16 protein-coding genes and 2 tRNA genes are annotated in these 19,857 nt (G+C 71.1%); 5 read left to right on the forward strand and 13 right to left on the reverse strand.

The window, feature by feature from the left end:
* Window positions 1-26: 26 nt before the first annotated feature.
* Both ACSHXC_RS24665 and ACSHXC_RS24670 read left to right on the forward strand, forming a co-directional pair.
* Window positions 27-1,715 (forward strand): AMP-binding protein, encoded by a 1,689-nt coding sequence (locus ACSHXC_RS24665; protein WP_438293676.1) that lies wholly within the window; start codon window positions 27-29, stop codon window positions 1,713-1,715.
* 474 nt (window positions 1,716-2,189) lie between these two features.
* Window positions 2,190-3,104 carry an SGNH/GDSL hydrolase family protein gene (locus ACSHXC_RS24670; protein ID WP_438293677.1) on the forward strand — a complete coding sequence of 305 codons (915 nt, stop codon included), beginning with the start codon at window positions 2,190-2,192 and terminating at the stop codon, window positions 3,102-3,104.
* A gap of 88 nt (window positions 3,105-3,192) precedes the next feature.
* Here ACSHXC_RS24670 and ACSHXC_RS24675 read toward each other — a convergent pair whose 3' ends face one another.
* The 8 genes from ACSHXC_RS24675 to ACSHXC_RS24710 all read right to left on the reverse strand — a co-directional run bounded on the left by ACSHXC_RS24675 (window position 3,193) and on the right by ACSHXC_RS24710 (window position 10,526).
* Window positions 3,193-4,776, reverse strand: a complete 1,584-nt coding sequence (locus tag ACSHXC_RS24675; RefSeq protein ID WP_438293678.1) for an MFS transporter — start codon at window positions 4,774-4,776, stop codon at window positions 3,193-3,195.
* Window positions 4,777-4,986: 210 nt separating this feature from the next.
* Window positions 4,987-5,060: transfer RNA gene (locus tag ACSHXC_RS24680), tRNA-Lys, on the reverse strand.
* Between the two features lie 75 nt (window positions 5,061-5,135).
* Window positions 5,136-5,894, reverse strand: a complete 759-nt coding sequence (locus ACSHXC_RS24685) for an IclR family transcriptional regulator (protein WP_189966364.1) — start codon at window positions 5,892-5,894, stop codon at window positions 5,136-5,138.
* Between the two features lie 210 nt (window positions 5,895-6,104).
* Window positions 6,105-6,887, reverse strand: a complete 783-nt coding sequence (locus tag ACSHXC_RS24690) for an amino acid ABC transporter ATP-binding protein (protein WP_438293679.1) — start codon at window positions 6,885-6,887, stop codon at window positions 6,105-6,107.
* Complete coding sequence (gene ehuD / locus ACSHXC_RS24695) at window positions 6,877-7,527, reverse strand: ectoine/hydroxyectoine ABC transporter permease subunit EhuD (RefSeq protein WP_344378925.1); 651 nt, start codon at window positions 7,525-7,527, stop codon at window positions 6,877-6,879. Before ehuD ends, ACSHXC_RS24690 begins: the two co-directional genes overlap by 11 nt.
* Window positions 7,524-8,180, reverse strand: a complete 657-nt coding sequence (gene ehuC, locus ACSHXC_RS24700) for an ectoine/hydroxyectoine ABC transporter permease subunit EhuC (RefSeq protein ID WP_438293680.1) — start codon at window positions 8,178-8,180, stop codon at window positions 7,524-7,526. The genes ehuD and ehuC overlap by 4 nt, the downstream gene beginning before the upstream one ends.
* Window positions 8,177-9,049 carry an ectoine/hydroxyectoine ABC transporter substrate-binding protein EhuB gene (gene ehuB, locus ACSHXC_RS24705; RefSeq protein WP_438293681.1) on the reverse strand — a complete coding sequence of 291 codons (873 nt, stop codon included), beginning with the start codon at window positions 9,047-9,049 and terminating at the stop codon, window positions 8,177-8,179. The genes ehuC and ehuB overlap by 4 nt, the downstream gene beginning before the upstream one ends.
* A gap of 76 nt (window positions 9,050-9,125) precedes the next feature.
* A complete protein-coding gene (locus tag ACSHXC_RS24710) occupies window positions 9,126-10,526 on the reverse strand; it encodes an amidase (RefSeq protein ID WP_438293682.1) in 1,401 nt (466 codons plus the stop codon).
* Window positions 10,527-10,816: 290 nt separating this feature from the next.
* Between ACSHXC_RS24710 and ACSHXC_RS24715 the strand changes: the two genes are divergently transcribed.
* On the forward strand, window positions 10,817-11,878 hold the full coding sequence (locus ACSHXC_RS24715) for an LLM class flavin-dependent oxidoreductase (RefSeq protein WP_438293683.1): 1,062 nt from the start codon (window positions 10,817-10,819) through the stop codon (window positions 11,876-11,878).
* Between the two features lie 314 nt (window positions 11,879-12,192).
* Here the strand turns inward: ACSHXC_RS24715 and ACSHXC_RS24720 are convergent, their stop codons facing one another.
* Window positions 12,193-12,741, reverse strand: coding sequence for an NADPH-dependent FMN reductase (locus tag ACSHXC_RS24720; protein ID WP_438293684.1), 549 nt, complete (start codon window positions 12,739-12,741; stop codon window positions 12,193-12,195).
* Between the two features lie 268 nt (window positions 12,742-13,009).
* Here ACSHXC_RS24720 and ACSHXC_RS24725 point away from each other — a divergent pair, with 268 nt between their 5' ends.
* Window positions 13,010-14,704 (forward strand): glycosyl hydrolase family 18 protein, encoded by a 1,695-nt coding sequence (locus ACSHXC_RS24725; protein ID WP_438293685.1) that lies wholly within the window; start codon window positions 13,010-13,012, stop codon window positions 14,702-14,704.
* A 72-nt stretch (window positions 14,705-14,776) separates the two neighbouring features.
* On the opposite strand, the gene ACSHXC_RS24730 is transcribed toward ACSHXC_RS24725, so the two are convergent.
* A complete protein-coding gene (locus tag ACSHXC_RS24730; RefSeq protein ID WP_438293686.1) occupies window positions 14,777-16,780 on the reverse strand; it encodes a putative bifunctional diguanylate cyclase/phosphodiesterase in 2,004 nt (667 codons plus the stop codon).
* A gap of 339 nt (window positions 16,781-17,119) precedes the next feature.
* Here ACSHXC_RS24730 and ACSHXC_RS24735 point away from each other — a divergent pair, with 339 nt between their 5' ends.
* Window positions 17,120-18,391, forward strand: coding sequence for a M6 family metalloprotease domain-containing protein (locus ACSHXC_RS24735; protein WP_438293687.1), 1,272 nt, complete (start codon window positions 17,120-17,122; stop codon window positions 18,389-18,391).
* A 171-nt stretch (window positions 18,392-18,562) separates the two neighbouring features.
* On the opposite strand, the gene ACSHXC_RS24740 is transcribed toward ACSHXC_RS24735, so the two are convergent.
* From ACSHXC_RS24740 to ACSHXC_RS24750, 3 genes are all read right to left on the reverse strand, one after another.
* Window positions 18,563-18,636: transfer RNA gene (locus ACSHXC_RS24740), tRNA-Lys, on the reverse strand.
* On the reverse strand, window positions 18,627-19,346 hold the full coding sequence (locus ACSHXC_RS24745) for a bifunctional DNA primase/polymerase (RefSeq protein WP_438293688.1): 720 nt from the start codon (window positions 19,344-19,346) through the stop codon (window positions 18,627-18,629). The genes ACSHXC_RS24740 and ACSHXC_RS24745 overlap by 10 nt, the downstream gene beginning before the upstream one ends.
* Window positions 19,347-19,494: 148 nt before the next feature.
* On the reverse strand, window positions 19,495-19,842 hold the full coding sequence (locus ACSHXC_RS24750) for a hypothetical protein (protein ID WP_189968460.1): 348 nt from the start codon (window positions 19,840-19,842) through the stop codon (window positions 19,495-19,497).
* Between the last annotated feature and the right edge of the window lie 15 nt (window positions 19,843-19,857).

Raw genomic sequence — 19,857 nt, forward strand, 5'->3', positions numbered from 1 at the left:
CGGTTTGTCAATTACGGTGCGGCGCCATGACCGCCATCAAGAAGAGTGCGTCGACCGTATCGACCGTGTCGGAGTACGTGCAGCGCCAGTGGGGCGACCGGCGGACCGGACTGCGGTACGGCGATCTGGAACTCACCCACCATCGGATCGCCGCGGGCGCCGCCGCCCGCGCCGCGCTCCTGACCGAGCTGCTGCCCCGAGGTGTCGAGCCGCACCTCGGGGTCCTGCTCGACAACACCCCCGAGTTCCCGCTCTGGCTCAGCGCGGCGGCGCTGGCCGGGGCGGCCGTGGCGGGCATCAATCCCACCCGGCGCGGCTCCGAGCTGGCCCGCGACATCCTGCACACCGAATGCCGGGTCCTGGTCACCGGGCGCGTACACCTTTCCCTGCTCGAAGGTCTCGAACTGCCGGGCGTACGCGTCCTGGTGACGGACACGGAGGAGTACGAGCGGCTGCTCGCGCCGTACGGGGGAGCGAAGCCGGGCGAGTCGACGCTGGGGCCGGTGAGCCCGGCCAGTCGCCTCCTGCTGTACTTCACCTCGGGCTCGACCGGCGCCCCCAAGGCCGCGATCTGCAGCCAGGGCCGGCTCGCCGCGGCGGGCGAGGCGCTGGTGAGCCAGTTCGGGACCGGCCGGGACGACGTCCACTACATCTGCATGCCGATGTTCCACGGCAACGCGGTGATCGCGAACTGGGCCCCGGCGCTGACGGCGGGCGCGACGGTGGCGCTCAGGGACCGCTTCTCGGCGTCGGGGTTCCTGGACGACGTACGGGCCTACGGGGCGACGTACTTCACGTACGTGGGCAGGGCGATCCAGTACGTGCTGGCGACTCCTGAGCGGGCGGACGACCGGGAGCACGGTCTGCGTACCGGATTCGGGACCGAGGCGGGGGCGGTGGACGCGGACCGGTTCGCGCAGCGGTTCGGGGTGCGGCTGGTGGAGGGGTACGGGTCCTCCGAGGGCGGGGCGGCGATCCAGCGCACGCCGGGGACGCCACCGGGGGCGATAGGCAGGCCCGCGCCGGGCGGCGACCTGGCGGTGGTGGACCCGTCGACGGGCCGCGAGTGCGAGCGGGCGCGCTTCGACGAGGCGGGCCGCCTCCTCAACGGGGCGGTTGCCATGGGCGAGTTGGTGAACAGAGGGCCGAACCCCTTCGAGGGCTACTGGCGCAACGCATCCGCCGACGCGGAACGCCGCCGGGGCGGGTGGTACTGGACGGGCGACCTCTTCTTCCGCGACACGGAAGGCTTCCTGTACTTCGCGGCCCGGGCGGACGACCGCCTCCGGGTGGACAGCGAGAACCTGGCCGCGGCGATGATCGAGAACATCCTGGCGCGGTGGGAGCGGGTGACGGGGGTGGCGGTGTACGCGGTCCCCGACCCGGTGACGGGCGACCAGGTGATGGCGGCGCTGTCCCTGCGATCCGCCTTCGACCCGGCGGCCTTCCTGGAATTCCTCGCCTCCCAACCGGACTTGGGTACGAAGATGGCGCCGCGCTTCGTGAGGGTGCTGCGGCGTCTTCCGGTGACGGCCACGAACAAGGTGCACCGGGCTGTGCTGCGGCGGGAGGGGTTCTGGGAGGGGGAGGGAGAGGTCTGGTGGCGCCCGCCGGGGACGGAGTCCTACCGGAGGCTGTCGGAGGCCGAGGCGACGGGTGAGCTGCCCGGGGCCCTGGGGGGTCCGCCCACCCACCCGCCCGTGGCCCAGCGCTGATGGGGCTGAGCCCCGGGGCGCCGTCCCACCCGCCCGCCCGTTGCCCAGCGTTGGCTGGACTGAGCTCCTGGGGCTGCGCCCCAGACCCCCTGCGGGGACTTCGTCCCCTGCACCCCGCTCGGGGGCTCCGCCCCGGGACCCCCGCTCCTCAAACGCCGGAGGGGCTGGATGTGCGGTCGGTCGGCTGCGGACCGTGCGTGGTTGCTCGCGCAGTTCCCCGCGCCCCCAACAGTGTTGGTGCTGGCCCGCACCAGGCATTTCAGCCTGTCATGGGGGTCCCCCTGGCCCTTAAGGCCTTGGGGGAGTTTGAGGACGAGCGCCCTTCAGGCGCGAACGGGGTCTGGGGCGGAGCCCCCAGCGCACCCTCGCTGGGGCGGTCGGGACGGGTCGGCCCAGCCGGTCCTGATCCCGCGCCCGGGTGAATCATCGGCCAGGGTCCCCCGACACCCCGCCCCGCAATGCGTGGATAGGCGCGTGAACCCCCGCCTCCTCCTCACCGCCTTCGCCCTCGCCACCCTGCTCACCGGCGCGGCCACCCCCGCCGAAGCCACCCCCCACAAACCCCCTCGATTCCACGAATACGTCGCCCTCGGCGACTCCTGGTCCGCCGATGTCACCTTCCTCGGCATCGATCACACCCACGCCCCCACCGGCTGCGCCCAGAGCACCTGGAACTACCCCAAGCAGGTCGCCGCCCGGCTCGGTGTGACGGCGTTCCGGGATGCGACCTGCGGTGGCGCGACCACCGCCGAGATGACCGCGCCGCAGAACGTCGGCCAGGCGCTGCTGTTCTCGCAGGGCGTGAACCCGCCCCAGTTCGACCGGCTGACGCCCACCACCGACCTGGTCACCGTCGGCATCGGCGGCAACGACGCCGGGCTGGACGGCGCGGTCCTCGGCTGTATCAACCCGCTGCCCGCCCCGTTCGCCGGCCCGTGCCGGACCAGGTTCGCCAGGCCCGGCGGCAGGGACCTGCTGTCGCAGCAGATCGCCGCCACCAAGTCGCGGATCACCGGCGTACTGGAGGGCATCCACGAGCGCTCGCCGCACGCCACCGTACTGGTCGTCGACTATCTGGCGGGGGTCGCCACCGACCGCGGCTGCTATCCGCGGGTGCCGATCCTCGACGAGGACCTGACCTGGTTCGGCGCCCGGCTCAAGGAGCTGAACGCCATGCTCGCCTCCGCCGCGGAAGAGGGCGGGGCCCGGTTCGTCGACACGTACCGGGGAAGCGTCGGGCACGACATCTGCAAGCCGGCCGATACGCGCTGGGTCGAGGGCTTCATGCCGGTGTCCAGCAACCCGCCGGGACCCGCCGTCCCGTTCCACCCGAACCGCCTGGGCGCCGACCATCAGGCCGCAACTGTCCTTGACGAACTGGACAGTTGACCCCCTCCTCGGACACCCCCGAAGGGCCGGCCATCCGGGAGATGGCCGGCCCTTCGGTGACACGGGGGCGTACGCGTACGTACGGGGTTCACATCGCCGGTTCCGCGATCCTGGCCGGGGCCACCTCGCCGCCGTCGCCCTCCGCGCCCTGCGCCCGGGCCGCGGCCTTCGCCGCCGCGGCCGGACCCCGCAGCATCCCCGCCGCGAGCACCGCCGCGATCACCAGGATCAGCGTGCCGCCGACCGCCGCGTACTGCATGCCGTGCACGAAGGCCTCCTGGGCGACGCCCGCCAGGGCCCGGTCGGCGCCTGCGACCGCCGCGCCCAGGGTCTCGCGGGCGGCGGCCGGCGCCGAGGCGGGCATGTCGGAGCGGTAGACCGCGGTGCCGATCGAGCCGAGCACCGCCATGCCGAGCGCCCCGCCGAACTCCTGCCCCGTCTCCAGGAGCGAGGCCGCCGAGCCCGCCTTCTCGGCGGGGGCCGAGGCCATCGCCATGTCCGAGACCAGGGCCATCACCGTCACGATGCCCATGCCGATGACCGCCGCACCGGCCAGCACGGTCCAGAGGGAGTCGGTCCCGGCGAGCGTCAGGAGTGCGTAGCCGGCGGCGCCGATCGCGAAGCCCGCGGCGATGACGTACGCCCGGTTCACCTTCTGTGCCACGGCAGTCGCGGCGGGGGCGGTGGCACCGATGGCGAGCGAGGGGGCGACGCTCCACAGCGCGGCCCGCATCGTGCTCATGTCGAGTACGGACTGGAGGTACTGGGTGGTGAAGTAGGCCGAGCCCATCATGGCGAACGCGGCGATGGTGTTGAGCGAGATCGCGGCGCCGAAACCCCGGCCGGGGCGGAACAGTTCACGGCTGATCATCGCGTCACGCCGGGTGAGCTGACGGCGTACGAAGACCGTGCCGAGGACGAGGCCCACCGCGACGCAGACCGCGCTCTTCACCGAGAAGCCGTCCGCCGCGAACTCCTTGAGGCCGTACACCACCGGCAGCACCGCGCCCATCGACAGCGGCACGCTCAGCAGGTCGAACCTGCCGGGCGCCGGATCCTTGAACTCCGGGACGAGCAGCGGCGTCAGGATCAGGAGCAGCACCATCGCGGGCACGTTGATCAGGAAGACCGAGCCCCACCACAGGTGCTCCAGCATGATCCCGCTCATCACCGAGCCGAGCGCGACGCCGCCCGCCATGGCGCCGGACCAGATGCCGATCGCCTGCCCGCGCTGCTTGTCGTCGCGGAACATGTTGCGGACCAGGCCCATCGTGGACGGCATCAGGGTGGCCCCGCCGATCCCGAGCAGTGCCCTGGAGGCGATGAGCATTTCGGCGCTGGTGGCGTACGCGGCGGTCACCGAGGCGACGCCGAACGCGGTGGCGCCGAACATGAGCAGCTTGCGCCGGCCGATCCGGTCGCCGAGCGAGCCCATCGTGATCAGCAGCCCGGCGAGCGCGAAGGCGTACACATCGATGATCCACAGCTGCTGGGTGGCGGAGGGGTCGAGCTCGCGGCTGATGGAGGGGAGCGCGAAGTAGAGGACGGAGACGTCCATCGAGACGAGGAGGAGGGGGAGCAGGAGGACCACGAACGCGGTCCATTCCCTGCGCCCGGCGCGGAGACCCGCCCCGTCGGTGGTGCTCGCTGTGGTGCTCGTCGAGTTCGTCATGGCATCAACGTACGGGCGTCTTAAACGCTTGTCTAGTACTTGCGTTTAAGACGCCCGTGTAAATTTTTGGGCGTCGATGAGCTGCGCTGTCGCGTCGGCGGAGGGGGTGGGCGGGTTCGGGCCGGAGCGGAGCTCGGCGAGCCGGATCGGCGCGCACGAAGAGCGCACACGAAAAAGCCCCCCGCTTTCGCGAGGGGCTTTCTCCGTCTGTGCGCCGCCAGGGACTCGAACCCCGGACCCGCTGATTAAGAGTCAGCTGCTCTAACCAACTGAGCTAGCGGCGCCTGCTGACAGAGAAAATACTACCTGGTCCCTCGGGGTGCTCATGACCACCTCGGGACCGGGCTGTGCCGGGAGGGTCAGATGGCCAGGGAGAGCACTACCGGGGCGGCCCTGCGGTTGAGGGTGTCGGCCGCGGCGCGCAGCCGGTGGGCGTGCTCGATCGGCATCGACAGGGCCAGGCAGCCCACGGCCGAGCCCGCGGTCAGCGGGACGGCCGCGCAGACCGTGCCCACCGCGTACTCCTGGAGGTCGAGCACCGGCACGGTGGCCGGCTGGCTGTCGAGCTTGGAGAAGAGCACCTTCTCGCTGGTGATCGTCCGCGAGGTGAGCCGGGCGATCTTGTGGCGCGAGAGGTGGTCGCGGCGGCCGTTCTGGTCGAGCTGGGTCAGCAGGCACTTGCCGACCGCGCTCGCGTGCGCCGCCGACTTGAAGTCGACCCACTCGTTCACCTTCGGCGCGGTCGGCCCGTCCGCGTACTGGGTGATCTTGACCTCGCCGTCGATGTAGCGGCTGATGTAGACGGCCGCGCCCACCGAGTCGCGCAGGGCCATGAGGGTGTCCTGGAGTTTGGTCTCCAGGGCCTGCTGGCGGGCGGCGCCCGAGCCGAGCAGCACCATCGAGTCGCCGATCACATAGGCGCCGTCGGCCACCTGCTCGACGTATCCCTCGCGCCGGAGCATGAGCAGCATCGAGGTCAGGTGCGCGGTCGGGAGACCCGTCTCACGTGCGATCTGGACATCGGTCACACCTCCGCCGTGCCTGGAGATCGCCTCCAGGACCCGGAGGACGTATTGCACCGAATGGAACGGCGCGGTCGGCTCTGGCTTCAGCGCCACGGTTTCCCCCTAGCAGGTCGAACTGCGAAGGTGGCAGGTCTGCCGTTCCACGATAGCCGCCAAGACCCGTTTCCGGTGGGGGTGTTGACAAGATTCGTGGCGCGTTCCAGGGCCATACGCTGGGACGCGCCACGGTGGCATATGCCAGAGTCACGATCGGGGGCGCTCGGATGGCCGGAACGTGAGGTCAGCGTCGTGCACGGCGCGTGCTCAGGCAATTGCGCCGAGGAACTCACGCGTACGCTCGTGTTCCGGATCGCCGAAGATCTTCTCGGGCGGGCCGGACTCGATGACCTTGCCCGCGTCGAACATCATCAGCTCGTCGGAGATGTCCCGCGCGAAGCTCATCTCGTGGGTGACGCAGAGCATCGTGATGTCGGTCGTACGGGCGATGTCGCGCAGCAGATCGAGGACGCCGGCGACCAGCTCCGGGTCGAGCGCGGACGTCACCTCGTCCAGCAGAAGCACCTGCGGACGCATCGCAAGCGCCCGCGCGATCGCGACGCGCTGCTGCTGGCCGCCGGACAGCTGGGCGGGCTTCGCGTCGCGCTTCTCGCCCAGGCCCACCAGGTCGAGCAGTTCGCGCGCCCGCGCCTCGGCCTCGTCGGGGGACAGGCCGAGCACCCGCACCGGAGCCTCGGTGATGTTGCGCAGCACGCTCATGTTGGGGAACAGGTTGAACTGCTGGAAGACCATCCCGATCTTCTTCCGGGCCTCCCGGCGTTCCTTCTCGCCGGCCGGGTGCAGCCGCGTCCCGTTGACCTGGATGATCCCCGAATCGGGCGTCTCCAGGGTCATGAGCAGCCGCAGGATCGTGGTCTTGCCGGAGCCCGACGGGCCGATCAGGGTGACGTGCTTGCCCTTGCGGGCGGTGAAGCAGAGGTCGTCGAGGACGGTGTTGTCGCCGAAGCGTTTGGTGACGTTCTCGAAGCGGATCAGCTCGGTGCCGCTCTGCTTCTTCGCGGGCAGGTCGATCTGGGTGTCAGCGGACAAGGCGGCGCTCCAGGGCTCGTACGAACAGCGAAGCCGGATAGGCGATGAGGATGAAGGCGACGCCGACGACGGTCAGCGGCTCGGTGTACTGGAAGGTGCTCGCCCCCGCCAGGCGCGACTGCTGGAGCATCTCCAGGACGCTGATGCCGGCGAGCAGCGGGGTGTCCTTCAGCATGGAGATGACGTAGTTGCCCAGTGCGGGAGCGATGCGGCGCACGGCCTGCGGCAGGATCACCGCGAACCAGGTGCGGTGCGCGGGCAGGCTCAGCGCGGTCGCCGCCTCCCACTGGCCCTTGGGCACGGCGTCGATGCCGGCCCGGTAGACCTGTGCGGTGTACGTCGAGTAGTGCAGGCCGATGGCGAGGACGCCGGTGGTCAGCGCGGAGAACTTCACGCCCCACTCCGGCAGCACGAAGAACAGGAAGAACAGCTGCACCAGTAGGGGGGTGGTGCGGATGAACTCCGTGATCAGGTTGACCGGCCAGCGCACGAAACGGGTCGGCGCCCGGAAGGCCAGCGCCCACACGAGGCCCAGGCTGAAGGAGATGAGGGAGCCGAGCGCGAGGATCTGCAGCGTGGTGAGCACGCCGTCCCCGAAGCGCGGCATGAAGTCCCAGACCGCGGACCAGTCCCAATTCACTTGGCCACCCCCAGATTCGCCTTGGTGCGGCGTTCAAGTGCCTTCATTCCACGGGTGATTCCGAAGGCGAGGACGAAGTAGATGACCAGCGTGACGGAGTAGATCTGCGCGCTGTCTTGCGTCGCGAGCCGCACCAGGTACGCCGCGAACGACACGTCGCCCACCCCGAGCAGCGAGACCAGGGCGGTCCCCTTCAGCAGCTCGATCAGCAGGTTGCAGAACGGCGGGATCATCTCCGGCACCGCCTGCGGCAGCAGCACGAGCCGCATCCGCTGCCAGGGCGTGAAGCTCAGGGCGATGCCGGCCTCGCGCTGGGCGGGCGCCACCGAGTTCAGCGCGCCGCGCACGATTTCGGCACCGTACGCACCGTAGGAGAGGCCGAGCGCGAGGACGGCCGCCCACATCGGGACGAGCTGCCAGCCCGCGAGCGGCGGCAGCACGAAGAACAGCCAGAACATCAGGACAAGGGCCGAGGTGCCGCGGAAGATCTCCGTGTACGCGGCCGCCAGGAAGCGCACCAGGCGCGAGCGGTGGGTGCGGGCGATGCCGACGCCGAAGGCGACCGATGCCGCCAACGCGGCGCTGTACACCGTCAGTTGGAGCGTGATCCAGATTCCCGGCAGCACCCAGTGCTGCCACAGTCCCGCCGTCATCGGCACAGCTCCTTGGCGGTCAGGGTGGTCATCTCGGCCTGCGTGAAGCCGAACGGCCGCAGGATCCGGAAGAGCTCGCCGCTCTGCTTCATGCGGTGGATCTCGGTGTTGAACGCGTCACGGAGCGGGCCGTCGGTGGGCCGGAAGGCGAAGCCGCCGCCGTCGATCTTCTTCTTGCCGTCGACGACCGCCGCGAACGGCTGGGTGGACTCGGCCTTCGAGCTCTTCTTCACCACCTCGCGCACGGTGAGCGAGGTGCCCGCGAAGACGTCGACGCGCCCCGACTCGACCGCGTTCAGGCCCGCGACCTGGTCCTGGAGGATGACGATGCTGCTCTCGGGGTAGCCGGCGGCGGTGGCGTAGCCGATCTCGGCATAGCCGGTGCCGGTCGCGAGGCGCGCCTTGCTGCGGACCACGTCCTCGTAGCTGTGCAGGTTCTTCGGGTTGCCCTTGCGGACGATGAACGCGTCCAGCATCTGGTACTCGGGGTCCGCGAACAGGACCTGCGCGCAGCGGTCCTTGTTGATGTACATCCCGGCGGAAACGACATCGAACTGCTGGGAGTTGAGCCCCGGTATCAGCGAGGAGAAGTCGGTCGCCACCGGCTGTACGTGGCCGATGCCGAGCCGCTTGAAGATCACTTTGGCGAGTTCGGGGGCCTCGCCGGTGAACTCGCCCTGGTCGTTCACATACCCGTACGGGACTTCACCGGCGATGCCGAGGCGTACCGCGCCCTGCGACTTGAGACGGGCCAGGGCGCCGCCCTCGGGGACGCGGGAGCAGGCGGCGGCGCCGGTGAGGGCGGCGGCGCCGGTGAGCAGGGTTCGCCTGGGTATGGAGGGTCTGGGGCGTGAGGTAGCTCGGGCCATGGCGGCGCGGCTACCCCCCTTTACACAGCCCATGCCCCTTATTTTTCGGGGCGCCGCCCCGGCCCGCCCGCCGGGCTCACCTCAATGGGAGCTCCGGGAAGGCCGCGGCCGCCCGCAGCACCACGCCGTCCTGGTGGCGCGCCGCGATCAGCTGGAGGCCGATCGGGAGGCCGTCCGCGTCCGTGCCGACCGGGACGGTGGCGGCCGGCTGCTGGGTCAGATTGAACGGGTATGTGAACGGGGTCCATCCGGTCCAGCGGTGCAGGGCGGAGCCCGCCGGTGCCTCCCGGCCCGCTTCGAAGGCGGTGATCGGCAGTGTCGGGGTGACCAGCAGATCGAAGCGCTGGTGGAAGCAGGCCATCCGCCGGCCGAGTTCGAGCCGGGCGGTCTGCGCGGCGAGCAGCTCCAGGGCGGAGAGCCGGGCGCCCCGCACGGCCATCTGCCGCAGTCCCGGGTCGAGCAACTCACGCTGTTGGGAGCCAAGTTGGTCGACCACGCGAGCCGCCCCGGCGCTCCACAGGGTGTGGAAGACGTCGATCGGATCCGCGAAGTCGGGGTCGGCCTCCTCGACATGGGCTCCGAGCTCGGCGAGCCGGGCCACCGCGGCCCGTACCGCCGCCGCGACCGCGGGCCGTACCGCCACCTGCCCGCCGAAGGTGGGCGAGTAGGCGATGCGCAGTCCCTTGATGCCGGTCGCCGTGTCTTCCGCGAGGGCCGTCGCGTACGAGTGGGCGGGGGGCTCCAGGGCGGTGGGGTCGCGCCAGTCCGCGCCGCTGATGACGTCGAGGAGCAGCGCCGCGTCCGCCGCGTCCCGGGCGATGGGGCCCACGTGCGAGAGCGAGCCGAACGCGCTCGCGGGGTGCAGCGGGACCCGGCCGTACGTCGGCTTGAGGCCGAACACCCCGCAGAACGAGGCCGGAATGCGGATCGAGCCCCCGCCGTCCGTGCCGAGCGACAGCGGCGCCGCCCCGGCCGCGACGGCCGCCGCGCTGCCCCCGCTGGAGCCGCCCGCCGTGCGCGCGGGGTCGTGCGGATTGCGGGTGATGCCGGTGCGGGGCGAGTCGGTGACGCCCTTCCATCCGAACTCGGGGGTGGTCGTCTTGCCGACCAGTACGGCCCCGTGCTCGCGCAGCCGGGCCACGGCGGGCGCGTCCTCGCGCCAACTCCCTTGTTCCGATGTGGTGTTGGACCCTCTGAACGTGGGCCCGCCGGCTTGCAGGAGCACATCCTTCACCGACACCGGCACCCCGTCGAGAAGCCCCTTCGGCTCCCCGGTGCGCCACCGCTCGGTGGCGGCGCGGGCCTGGGCCAGGGCGGGTTCGGTGTCGACGCGCACGAACGCGTTGAGGCGGGGCTGGATGGCCTCGATCCGGGCGAGTACGGCGCGGGTGGCGTCGAGGGGGGAGAAGGTGCGGGCCCGGTAGCCGGTGAGGAGTTGACGTGCCGTCAGAGTGGTGAGATCGCTCGGCTCAGTCATGAATGGTGTCGTACCCATGTTTGTGGCTCGCCACGTGGTGGGGTGGCGGCGGCTTTACGGCCGCCATCAGGTCGTACGGCGCGACCGTCCGGGCGGGGTGGGCGCTGCCCCTGGCAGGGTTCGGTTCACCGGAGCCGTGGAGGCGTCGCCGCGCAGGTCCAGCCCGTGGTGCTGGGGCGACCCGGCCGGGCTGGTCGCGGCGCGGGAATAAAACGGAGCCCCCCTCCTGTTTGGCTCGGCGTACGCAGAACGCGTACGACCGACGAGGCTGGAGGCACGGACCGGTGGACGTGGATGCGATTCGAGGGACGGCGGCCGGAACCGCCCCCGTACCCCTGTCCGTACTCGACCTGGTGACGGTCGGCAACGGTTACACCGCGAACCGTGCCCTGCGCACCAGCGTGGAGATCTCGCAGCTCGCCGAGCGGCGCGGCTTCCACCGGCACTGGGTCGCCGAGCACCACTCCATGCCGGGTGTCGCCTCGTCCGCGCCGGCCGTGATCCTCGCCCACCTCGCCGCCCACACCTCCCGCATCCGGCTCGGCTCGGGCGGCGTCATGCTGCCCAACCACGCCCCGCTGGTGATCGCCGAGCAGTTCGGCACGCTGGAGGCGATGGCCCCGGGCCGCATCGACCTCGGGCTCGGGCGGGCGCCCGGCACGGACGGCGCGACGGCCGCCGCCCTGCGCCGCACCGATGGCCTCAACGAGGGTGCCGAGGACTTCCCGCAGCAGCTCGCCGAGCTGACCCGCTTCCTCGACGACGACTTTCCCGACGGCCACCCCTACGCCCGCATCCACGCGGTGCCGGGTCCCGTGCAGGGCCCCTCGGCCCGCCCGCCGATCTGGCTGCTGGGCTCCTCCGGCTTCAGCGCGCGCCTGGCCGGCACGCTCGGCCTTCCCTTCGCCTTCGCGCACCACTTCTCGGCGGCGAACACCGTCCCGGCGCTGGACCTGTACCGGGATTCCTTCCGGCCGTCGGCGATTCTGGACGCGCCGTACGCCCTGATCGGCGTCTCGGCGCTGGCGGCGGACGACGAGAGGGAAGCCCGGCGCCAGACCCTGACCAACGCGCTCTCGATGGTCCGCCTGCGTACGGGCCGCCCGGGTCTCGTGCCGACCCCGGAGGAGGCCGAGTCCTACCCATTCAGCGCGCTGGAGCGGGAGTTCGTGGACAGCTGGCTGTCGAACGTGATCTCCGGGACGGCTGGGGAGGTGCGGGCGGGGCTCGACGACCTCCAGAAGCGCACCGGTGCGGATGAGCTGATGATCACGGCTAACGCGCATGGGCCTGAGGTGAGGGTGCGTTCCTACGAACTGATCGCTGATGCCTATGGGCTGCCTCGGCTCTGACCCTGCCAAGCGCGCGGGGCGCGACCGCCTGGGGGGATCAGCCCCAGCCCTGCTAGGGGCGCGGGGAACTGCGCGACCAGCCCACGACGACCTGCGGCCGACCGAATGCATGCGGAAGCGGCCGTTCCTAACTGGCCCTGGGTGGGCCGGGTCCTTACGCTCCCGCCAGTTGTCGTTCGGGTGCGGGCCGTCCGTGGCTGATCGCGCAGTTTCCCGCGCCCCTTGGCGGCATGGGGCTCAACTCGCTCTGGAGCGTGGCGGGTTCCTCCCTGCGCCCCTAAGGCAAGGAGCTTGTGGCTCAACTTGGCCTCGAATCAAGCGGGTTCGGCTGTCAGCAGGGTGCTGATCACCCCCGCCAGAGCGTTCTGCGCGCTCACCTCGGCGACCAGGCCCGAGCCAGGGTCGATCGCGTCCCGCGGTACCGGGACATGGACGGCCGCCGCGTCCACGACGAGCGCGCCCGTGTAACCCAGCACCGTCCGGAGCGCCGCATGTGCCCCGGCCGCGCCCGTCGGGGCGACCGACGCGTTGATCCAGCCCACCCGCTTGTCCGTGATCTCGACGCCGCCGACCGTCCAGTCGAGCAGGTTCTTGAAGGAGCCCGGGAGGCTCCCCGCGTACTCCGGGGTGCAGATGAGGATCGCGTCCGCCGAGGTGATCAGGGCGCGCAGCCGTACCACCTCCGCGGGCAGCGGCTCGGTGTCGTCGTCCGGGTTGAAGTGGGGCAGGGAGCCCATGCCTTCGTAGGTGACGGCCTTCGCGCGGCCCTCCGCGAGTTCCGCCACCGTGCGGACCACGGCCGAGTTGGTGGAGGCGCCGCGCAGGCTGCCGCTGATGAGCATCAGGGTCGGGATGTCGGTCATGCCGCCGATGCTACGTCGGTAAAACCTGGGTTACCGGAGAGGACTGGTCCAGCCCTTTCCCTCGCCGCCCCCTCGCCGCGCATGGCCAGTCGTCGCCGGGCCAGGGCGGCCCGGAACGCCTCAACTCCGGCCCTGACAAGCGCATTCGTCTCCCGATTGGTCTAGTCCTCAATTTGGTTCAGACCATTGACGTGGCCGGGATTCGATCGCTATCACTTCCTCAACCGCCGTTATCCGCACCCCGTGCCCGCAGCCCCCGGAGGCCGTCTTGCAACGCCGCAGACCCCTTGTTGCCGCCCTGAGCACCGCCGTGCTCGCCGCCGGCGCCCTGGCCGCCTTCGCGGGCCTCGGCACCGCCTCCGCCGCCCCGAGCGCGTCCGCCGCGCCCTCCACGGGCGGCGTGAAGATCGCGTACTACGACCAGTGGAGCGTGTACGGGAACGCCTTCTACCCCAAGCACCTCGACACCCGGGGCATCGCCGGCAAGCTGGACGTCCTCAACTACTCGTTCGGCAACATCGACCCCACCAACCTCACCTGTTTCGAAGCGAACAAGGCGGCGGGCGACGACAACAACCCCAACGCCGGTGACGGCGCGGGCGATTCGTTCGCCGACTACCAGAAGTCGTTCTCGGCCGCCGACAGCGTCAGCGGCGTGGCCGACACCTGGAACCAGCCCATCGTCGGTGTGTTCAACCAGTTCAAGCAGCTCAAGGCCAAGTACCCCAAGCTGAAGATCAACATCTCCCTCGGCGGCTGGACGTACTCCAAGTACTTCCACGACGCGGCCCTCACCGACGCCAGCCGCAAGAAGTTCGTCTCCTCCTGCATCAACCAGTACATAGCCGGAAACCTGCCGGTCGACGGCGGGTACGGCGGCGACGGTACGGCGGCCGGGATCTTCGACGGCGTCGACATCGACTGGGAGTACCCGGGCTCGCCCGACGGCCACCTCGGCAACCACTACGGCGCCGAGGACAAGGCCAACTACACCGCCCTGCTCGCCGAGTTCCGCAAGCAGCTCGACGCGTACGGAGCCGCGCACGGCGGCAAGCACTACCTCCTGACGGCGGCGCTCCCGGCCGGCCAGGACAAGATCAAGAACATCGAGACGGACAAGATCGGCGCGTCCCTCGACTACGCCAACATCATGACGTACGACATGCATGGCGCCTGGAATGCGACCGGTCCGACGTACCACCAGTCCCCGCTGGTCTCGCCCGCGAACGACCCGACGGACGTGATCAAGCCCGGCACCCAGAAGTACTCGATCTCCAACGCGATCGACTCCTGGATCGACGGCAACGCGGCCTACGGCATCGCGGGCGGCTTCCCCGCCAACAAGATCACGCTGGGGTACGAGTTCTACTACCGCGGCTGGAAGGGCGTCCCGACGGCCAACAACGGCCTCGCCCAGACCGCGACCGGGCCGTCCAACGCCCGGCCCACCAGCCAGGTCGCGGGCACCGCGCTCTACAAGGAGCTCGGCGGCATCGTCGACAACCCCGCGACCACCTTCTGGGACGCCGACGCGAAGGCCTCGTACTTCTACAAGGACGGCGAGTTCTTCACCGGCCTCGACAAGCAGTCCATCCAGGCCCGCGCCGACTACGCCCACCAGCGCGGCCTCGCCGGCGCCATGATGTACAGCCTGCTCGGCCTCGACGACAACACCACGCTGCTCAACGAGATCGTCGACGCGGTCGGCTCGTCCCCCTCCTCGTCCCCGGACCCGACGCCGACGGCCACCGGCTCCCCGTCGCCGACCCCGACCGCCACCAGCAGCCCGTCCCCGACGCCCGGCGGCTGCACAGCCCCGGCCTGGGACAAGGCGGCGGCCTACGCCGGCAACACCCAGGTCTCGTACGGCGATCACACCTGGAAGGCCAAGTGGTGGACGCAGGGCGAGCAGCCCGGCACCACCGGCGAGTGGGGCGTCTGGCAGGACCTCGGCGCCTGCTGATCCCCCCTGCACACCCGGCCGCCCCACCCCTCGCCCTGCGGAGGAGTGGGGCGGCCGCCCGCGTACGTGGCCTCAGACCTTCTGCGGGCTCAGCGCGACCATCTCGGCGATCCGGTCCGGGGCGACCGCGCGGGAGTAGAGCCAGCCCTGGCCCGTGTCGCAGCCGATCCGGGCGAGCCGGGAGGCCTGGTCGGCGGTCTCCACGCACTCGGCGGTGACGGTGAGCCCGAGCCGGTGGGCGAGCTGGACCATCGCCTCGACGATGGTCTCGTCGGCCGGGTTGGGGTGCGCGCCGCCCTCGTCGTACTGGAAACCGCGCACGAACGACCCGTCCAGCTTGAGGACGGAGACGGGGAGCCGGCTCAGGTAGGCGAGGTTGGAGTAGCCGGTGCCGAAGTCGTCGATCGCGATGTGCACGCCCATGTCGGACAGCGCCTGAAGGGCCTGGAGCGGGCGGCCCGCCGAGCCCATCACCGCGGACTCGGTCAGCTCCAGCTGGAGCAGATGGGGCGAGAGCCCGGTCTCCGCCAGGATCTCGGCGACGTCCGCCACCAGGTCGGAGTCCCAGACCTGGCGCACCGCGACGTTGACGCTGACGAAGATCGGCGGCACGTCCGGGTGCTCGGTCTGCCAGCGCCGGGCCTGCCGGCACGCGGTGCGCAGCACCCAGCGGCCGAGCTGGACGACCGAGCCGTCTTCTTCAGCAATTCCGATGAACCGATTCGGCGGCAGCATCCCGAACTGCGGATGGTTCCAGCGCACCAGCGCCTCGACCCCGTGCACCACTCCGTCGGCCATGCCCACAAGGGGCTGGTACTCCAGCGCGAACTCCCCGCGCTCCACGGCCGGGCGGAGCGTGGAGGACAGCGCCTGCCGGGTCATGCGGTGGGCGTTGCGCTCGGGGTCGAACAGCGTCCAGCGGGCCTTGCCGTCGGCCTTCGCCCAGTACAGCGTGGTGTCGGCGGCCTGCATCAGGCCGGTCGCGGTGGTGCCGGCGCTGGCCCGCTCCACCACTCCGATCGACGCCGACACCGACAGGCGCTGGCCCGCCAGGTCGAAGGGCTGCTGAAGGGCTTCGAGTACGGAGCGGGCGAGCTCGGCCAGCTGCTCCGTACCCGTGGAGTCCTCGACCAGGACGGCGAACTCGTCGCCGCCGAGCCGCGCCACCAGGTGCCCGCCGCCGCGCGCGTACCCGGACTGGTCGGCGCACTCGGTGAGGCGGGCCGCGACGGCGCTGAGCAGCCGGTCGCCGACCCGGTGGCCGAGGGTGTCGTTGACCGCCTTGAACCCGTCGAGGTCGAGGTAGCAGATCCCGATGCGGCCGGTGCCGCCGTCGTAAGTGGACGTCTCCAGCGCGGAGTTGAGGCGCTCGAAGAAGAGGGTGCGGTTGGGCAGCCGGGTCACCGGGTCGTGCATCTGGAGGTGGCGCAGGCGGGCCTGGAGCTCGCGCCGGTCGCTGATGTCCGCGATCGAGAGCAGCACGCTGGAGCTGTCGGGCACGGGCGCGACGGTGACCTCGGCCCAGAGCGAGTGCCCGTCGGGGTGCTTGAGGCGGCGGGTGCAGCGGAACCGGTTGCGGGCGCCGCGCAAGACCTCGCGGTAGGCGTGCCAGGTGCGGTTGTCGTCGGCCAGATCGACGAGGTCGGCGGCGTCCTGCTCGTGCAGCGCGGCCGGGTCGGTGCCGAGGAGTTCGGCGAGCGCGTCGTTGGCGGCGACGACGGTGCCCTCGCGGTCGACGACCGCCATGGCGAGGTGGGCGGCGTTGAACGCGGCCCGGTAGTCGCGCAGCTCGGAAGCGCTGCGCCCCGCCGCGAACCGGGTGGCCTGCTCGGCGCGCTCGGCCCGCAGGGCGGCGAGGAGCTCGGCGGCCCGGGCGGCGAGCGATGCCGCGCGCTGCTGTGCGCAGGAGTCCGGCGCGGGGCCGGCGTGTTCCGGCGGATGCTCGGGCGGGGGGTCTCCGGCGCGTTCCGGAGGGCGCTCGGCCAGGGCGTCTCCGAGCCGGTCGATATGACGCTCTGTGACCGGCGACCGGGTGGTCGAGGGTGCTTGACCCGGTCCTTCGGAGGTTCCGCTCACCGCTGGCTCCCGCAGTGCGATCGAGTTGTGCAGAGGTAGTACGGAGGTGCTCTGGTTCTTCGGCCGGGGTGGACGACAGCCTTGGAGGCCGGTTCCACGCAGGAAAGTGTGCCGATCATAGAGGCTGGCGCGCGGCGCGATCCAGCTTCGGCGTCGTGATCAAGGGCACCCGGAGTTCCGGGTCGATCGTTGGCCGATCGTTTCTGCGCGGGTGTGGCCGGGCTCGGGCCCTCGGTGATCGGCCGTGACTTTCCGTAAGTCATCGGGGTGTCGGCCCTCTCACCTTTCTGGGGCAGCAGAACAGGCCATACCCGTAGAAACATGCACAGAGTGGGTGGGATGTCCCGCATCCCGCTCCCGGAGGTCGACGTGCAGCGTCAGCAGACACCCGGGGGAGTGGAGCGTGTCCGGCTGCGCAGTGCCGCGGCGACGCTCACCTCCCTCTCGGCGCTCGCCGCCATCTCGCTGGCGTCGGGGCCCGCCGTCGCGGCGAATTCCGCGGTGCCCTGCGCCCTGCCCCGGACCGAGGCCCACCACTCGCTCGGCGTCGACAGCTGGAACGCCGCCTACCCGCGACCCGTTCGCACCCTGAACGCGGTGATGGTCTTCCTGTCCTTCCCGGACTCGAAGCCCGCCACCGCCCCCAAGGACCTGGCCGCCGACTACTTCCCCGCCACCAGCCGCTTCTTCGACCAGGCCTCGTACGGCAAGTTCCGGCTCAACGCCGATCCGCAGCAGCACTGGGTGCGCATGCCGGCCGCGTCGACCTCGTACCGCATACAGCGCGACTGGGACCCGGACCAGCGCACCCGCTATCTGCAGGACGCGATCCACGCGGCCGATCCGACCACCGACTTCTCGAAGTACGACATCGTCTATCTGGTCGCCGACCCGGACGCGCCCGGGGTCGACTCGGACGCCACGAAAGTCGTCAACTTCGACCGGCCCGTGCGCGCGGACGGGCGCGACATCAACCGGGTCGTGACCGTCTTCGAGCACCACCCGCCGGACCGCAACGTGCTGGCCCACGAGACCGGGCACGTCTTCGACCTGCCGGATCTCTACCACCGCCCCCAGGACGGCAAGAACGGCGACTGGGACACCTATGTCGGCGACTGGGATGTGATGGGCAGTCAGTTCGGGGCGGCGCCCGATCTGTTCGGCTGGCAGAAGTGGAAGCTCGGCTGGCTGGACCGGCAGGAGGTCGCCTGCGTGACGGGTGACGGCACGAGCAGGCTCACTCTGGAACCGCTGTCCGCCTCCCCGGCGAAGGCGGGCGCGGCGGGCAAGCGCCTCGCCGTGGCCCGTACCGCCGAGGACCGGGCGATCGCCATCGAGGTGCGGGACTCGGGGGGCCTGGACCGGGCGAGCTGCAAACAGGGGCTGCTCGTCTACCGGGTCCACAGCGGGTCCGCGTCCGGCGGCGGCCCGGTCGAGGTGCTCGACGCCCATCCGGGCACGGCCGCGTGCTGGGAGAGGTCGGTGTACCCGGCGCTCGCGGACGCGCCGGTGGCGCTCGGCGAGACGTTCACGGTGCCCGGCGAGGGCATGAAGATCGAGGCCGAGGGCCGGACGAAATCGGGCGCCTGGACGGTCAAGATCTCGCACTGAGCGGTTCGGCAGCGGACATGGCCGGTCCTCGCCGCGGACACGAAGAAGCCGGACACGAAGAAGCCGGACACGAAGAAGCCGGACACGAAGAAGCCGGACACGAAGAAGCCGGACACGAAGAAGCCGGACACGAAGAAGCCCCCCGCTTCCGCGAGGGGCTTCTTCCGTCTGTGCGCCGCCAGGGACTCGAACCCCGGACCCGCTGATTAAGAGTCAGCTGCTCTAACCAACTGAGCTAGCGGCGCCTGCTGACGTCGTAGACACTAGCATCCTGATCGGCGCGAGGAAAAATCGATATCCGGGGAAGGTCCGAGGGCTCGTTCTTCGCCGCCCGGACACAGGCCCACAGCAGTACGTCGGGCCCCGGCAGCCAGGGGCGGCGGGTGTCGGGGGCCACCAGCCAGCGGGCCGCACCCGCGCTCTCCCGCTGTGGGCGGACCAGCGCCGGGACGGTGACGGCGTCGCCCGCGCCATGACACAGCAGCGGCGGGACCGGGACCTCGGCGCCGTGCCACTCCTCCCACTCCAGGAGCGAGGGCAGCCGCTGGGCCGTGCCGGGCGCGGCGAAGAGCAGCATGCGCCCGCGGTGGACCGCGACCGGCCCGGAGCCCGGCCCCTCGGCCCACAGCCGGTCGAGCATGCGGCGCCCGAAGATCGAGGGGACGTTCACGACGTCGAAGACCGAGCCGCAGGGCAGCACGCCGGGCGCGGTCGGCCGGGCCTCCCAGAGGGAGAGGGTGCTGCGCGCGTGGGTGGCGGCCGACGACAGCCAGGCGGCGCCCGCCGCGGTCACCTCGCCGACCTGATGGCCGTCCTCGTCGCGCAGCGCATGGAAGATGTCGTACGCGTCCTCGCCCCCGGCCGCGCCACCGCGCCCGTCGACCGCTGTGAGCGGGCCGCTGCCCGTCCTGGTCTCCCGGACGCCGCCGCTGCCTCTGCCGTTGTCGCTGCTCATGCTCTACGTCTACCGGCTGGACAAGTTCCGGTTCGGCGACTTGGCGGAAACCGGGACAGGGCGGGGCGGGAGGGGGTATCTTGCGCCCCGGCATATGCCCGGGGCGCGTGGCCGGGGTGGTGCGGGTGGTGCGGGTGCCTCGGGAGGCCTAGGGGAGTTCTCCCGCGCGCATCAGATCGCGGCCGAACTCGATCATCTTCTTCGCGTAGTCCTCGGTCCACTGGGCCCGTTCCGCCACGTCGGCAGGGGTGAGCCGGTCGAAGCGGCGGGGGTCGGCGAGCTGGGCCGCCGCGATCGCCTGGAACTCGACGGCCCGGTCCGCCGCCGCCCGGAAGGCGAGGGCCAGCTCGGTCGAGCGCATCAGGAGCGCCCGGGGGTCCTCGATGGACTCCAGGTCGAAGAAGTGCTCCGGGTCGGCGGTGGCCTCGGAAGGCTCGAAGAGCAGCGGCGCGGGCCTGAGCCGCTGCCGCTCCTCGTTCCGCTCGTGCTCCGGCATGTCTGTCCTCCCAGG

Source organism: Streptomyces sp. HUAS TT7 (assembly GCF_051550175.1).
In the GTDB taxonomy this organism is placed as follows: Bacteria; Actinomycetota; Actinomycetes; order Streptomycetales; family Streptomycetaceae; genus Streptomyces.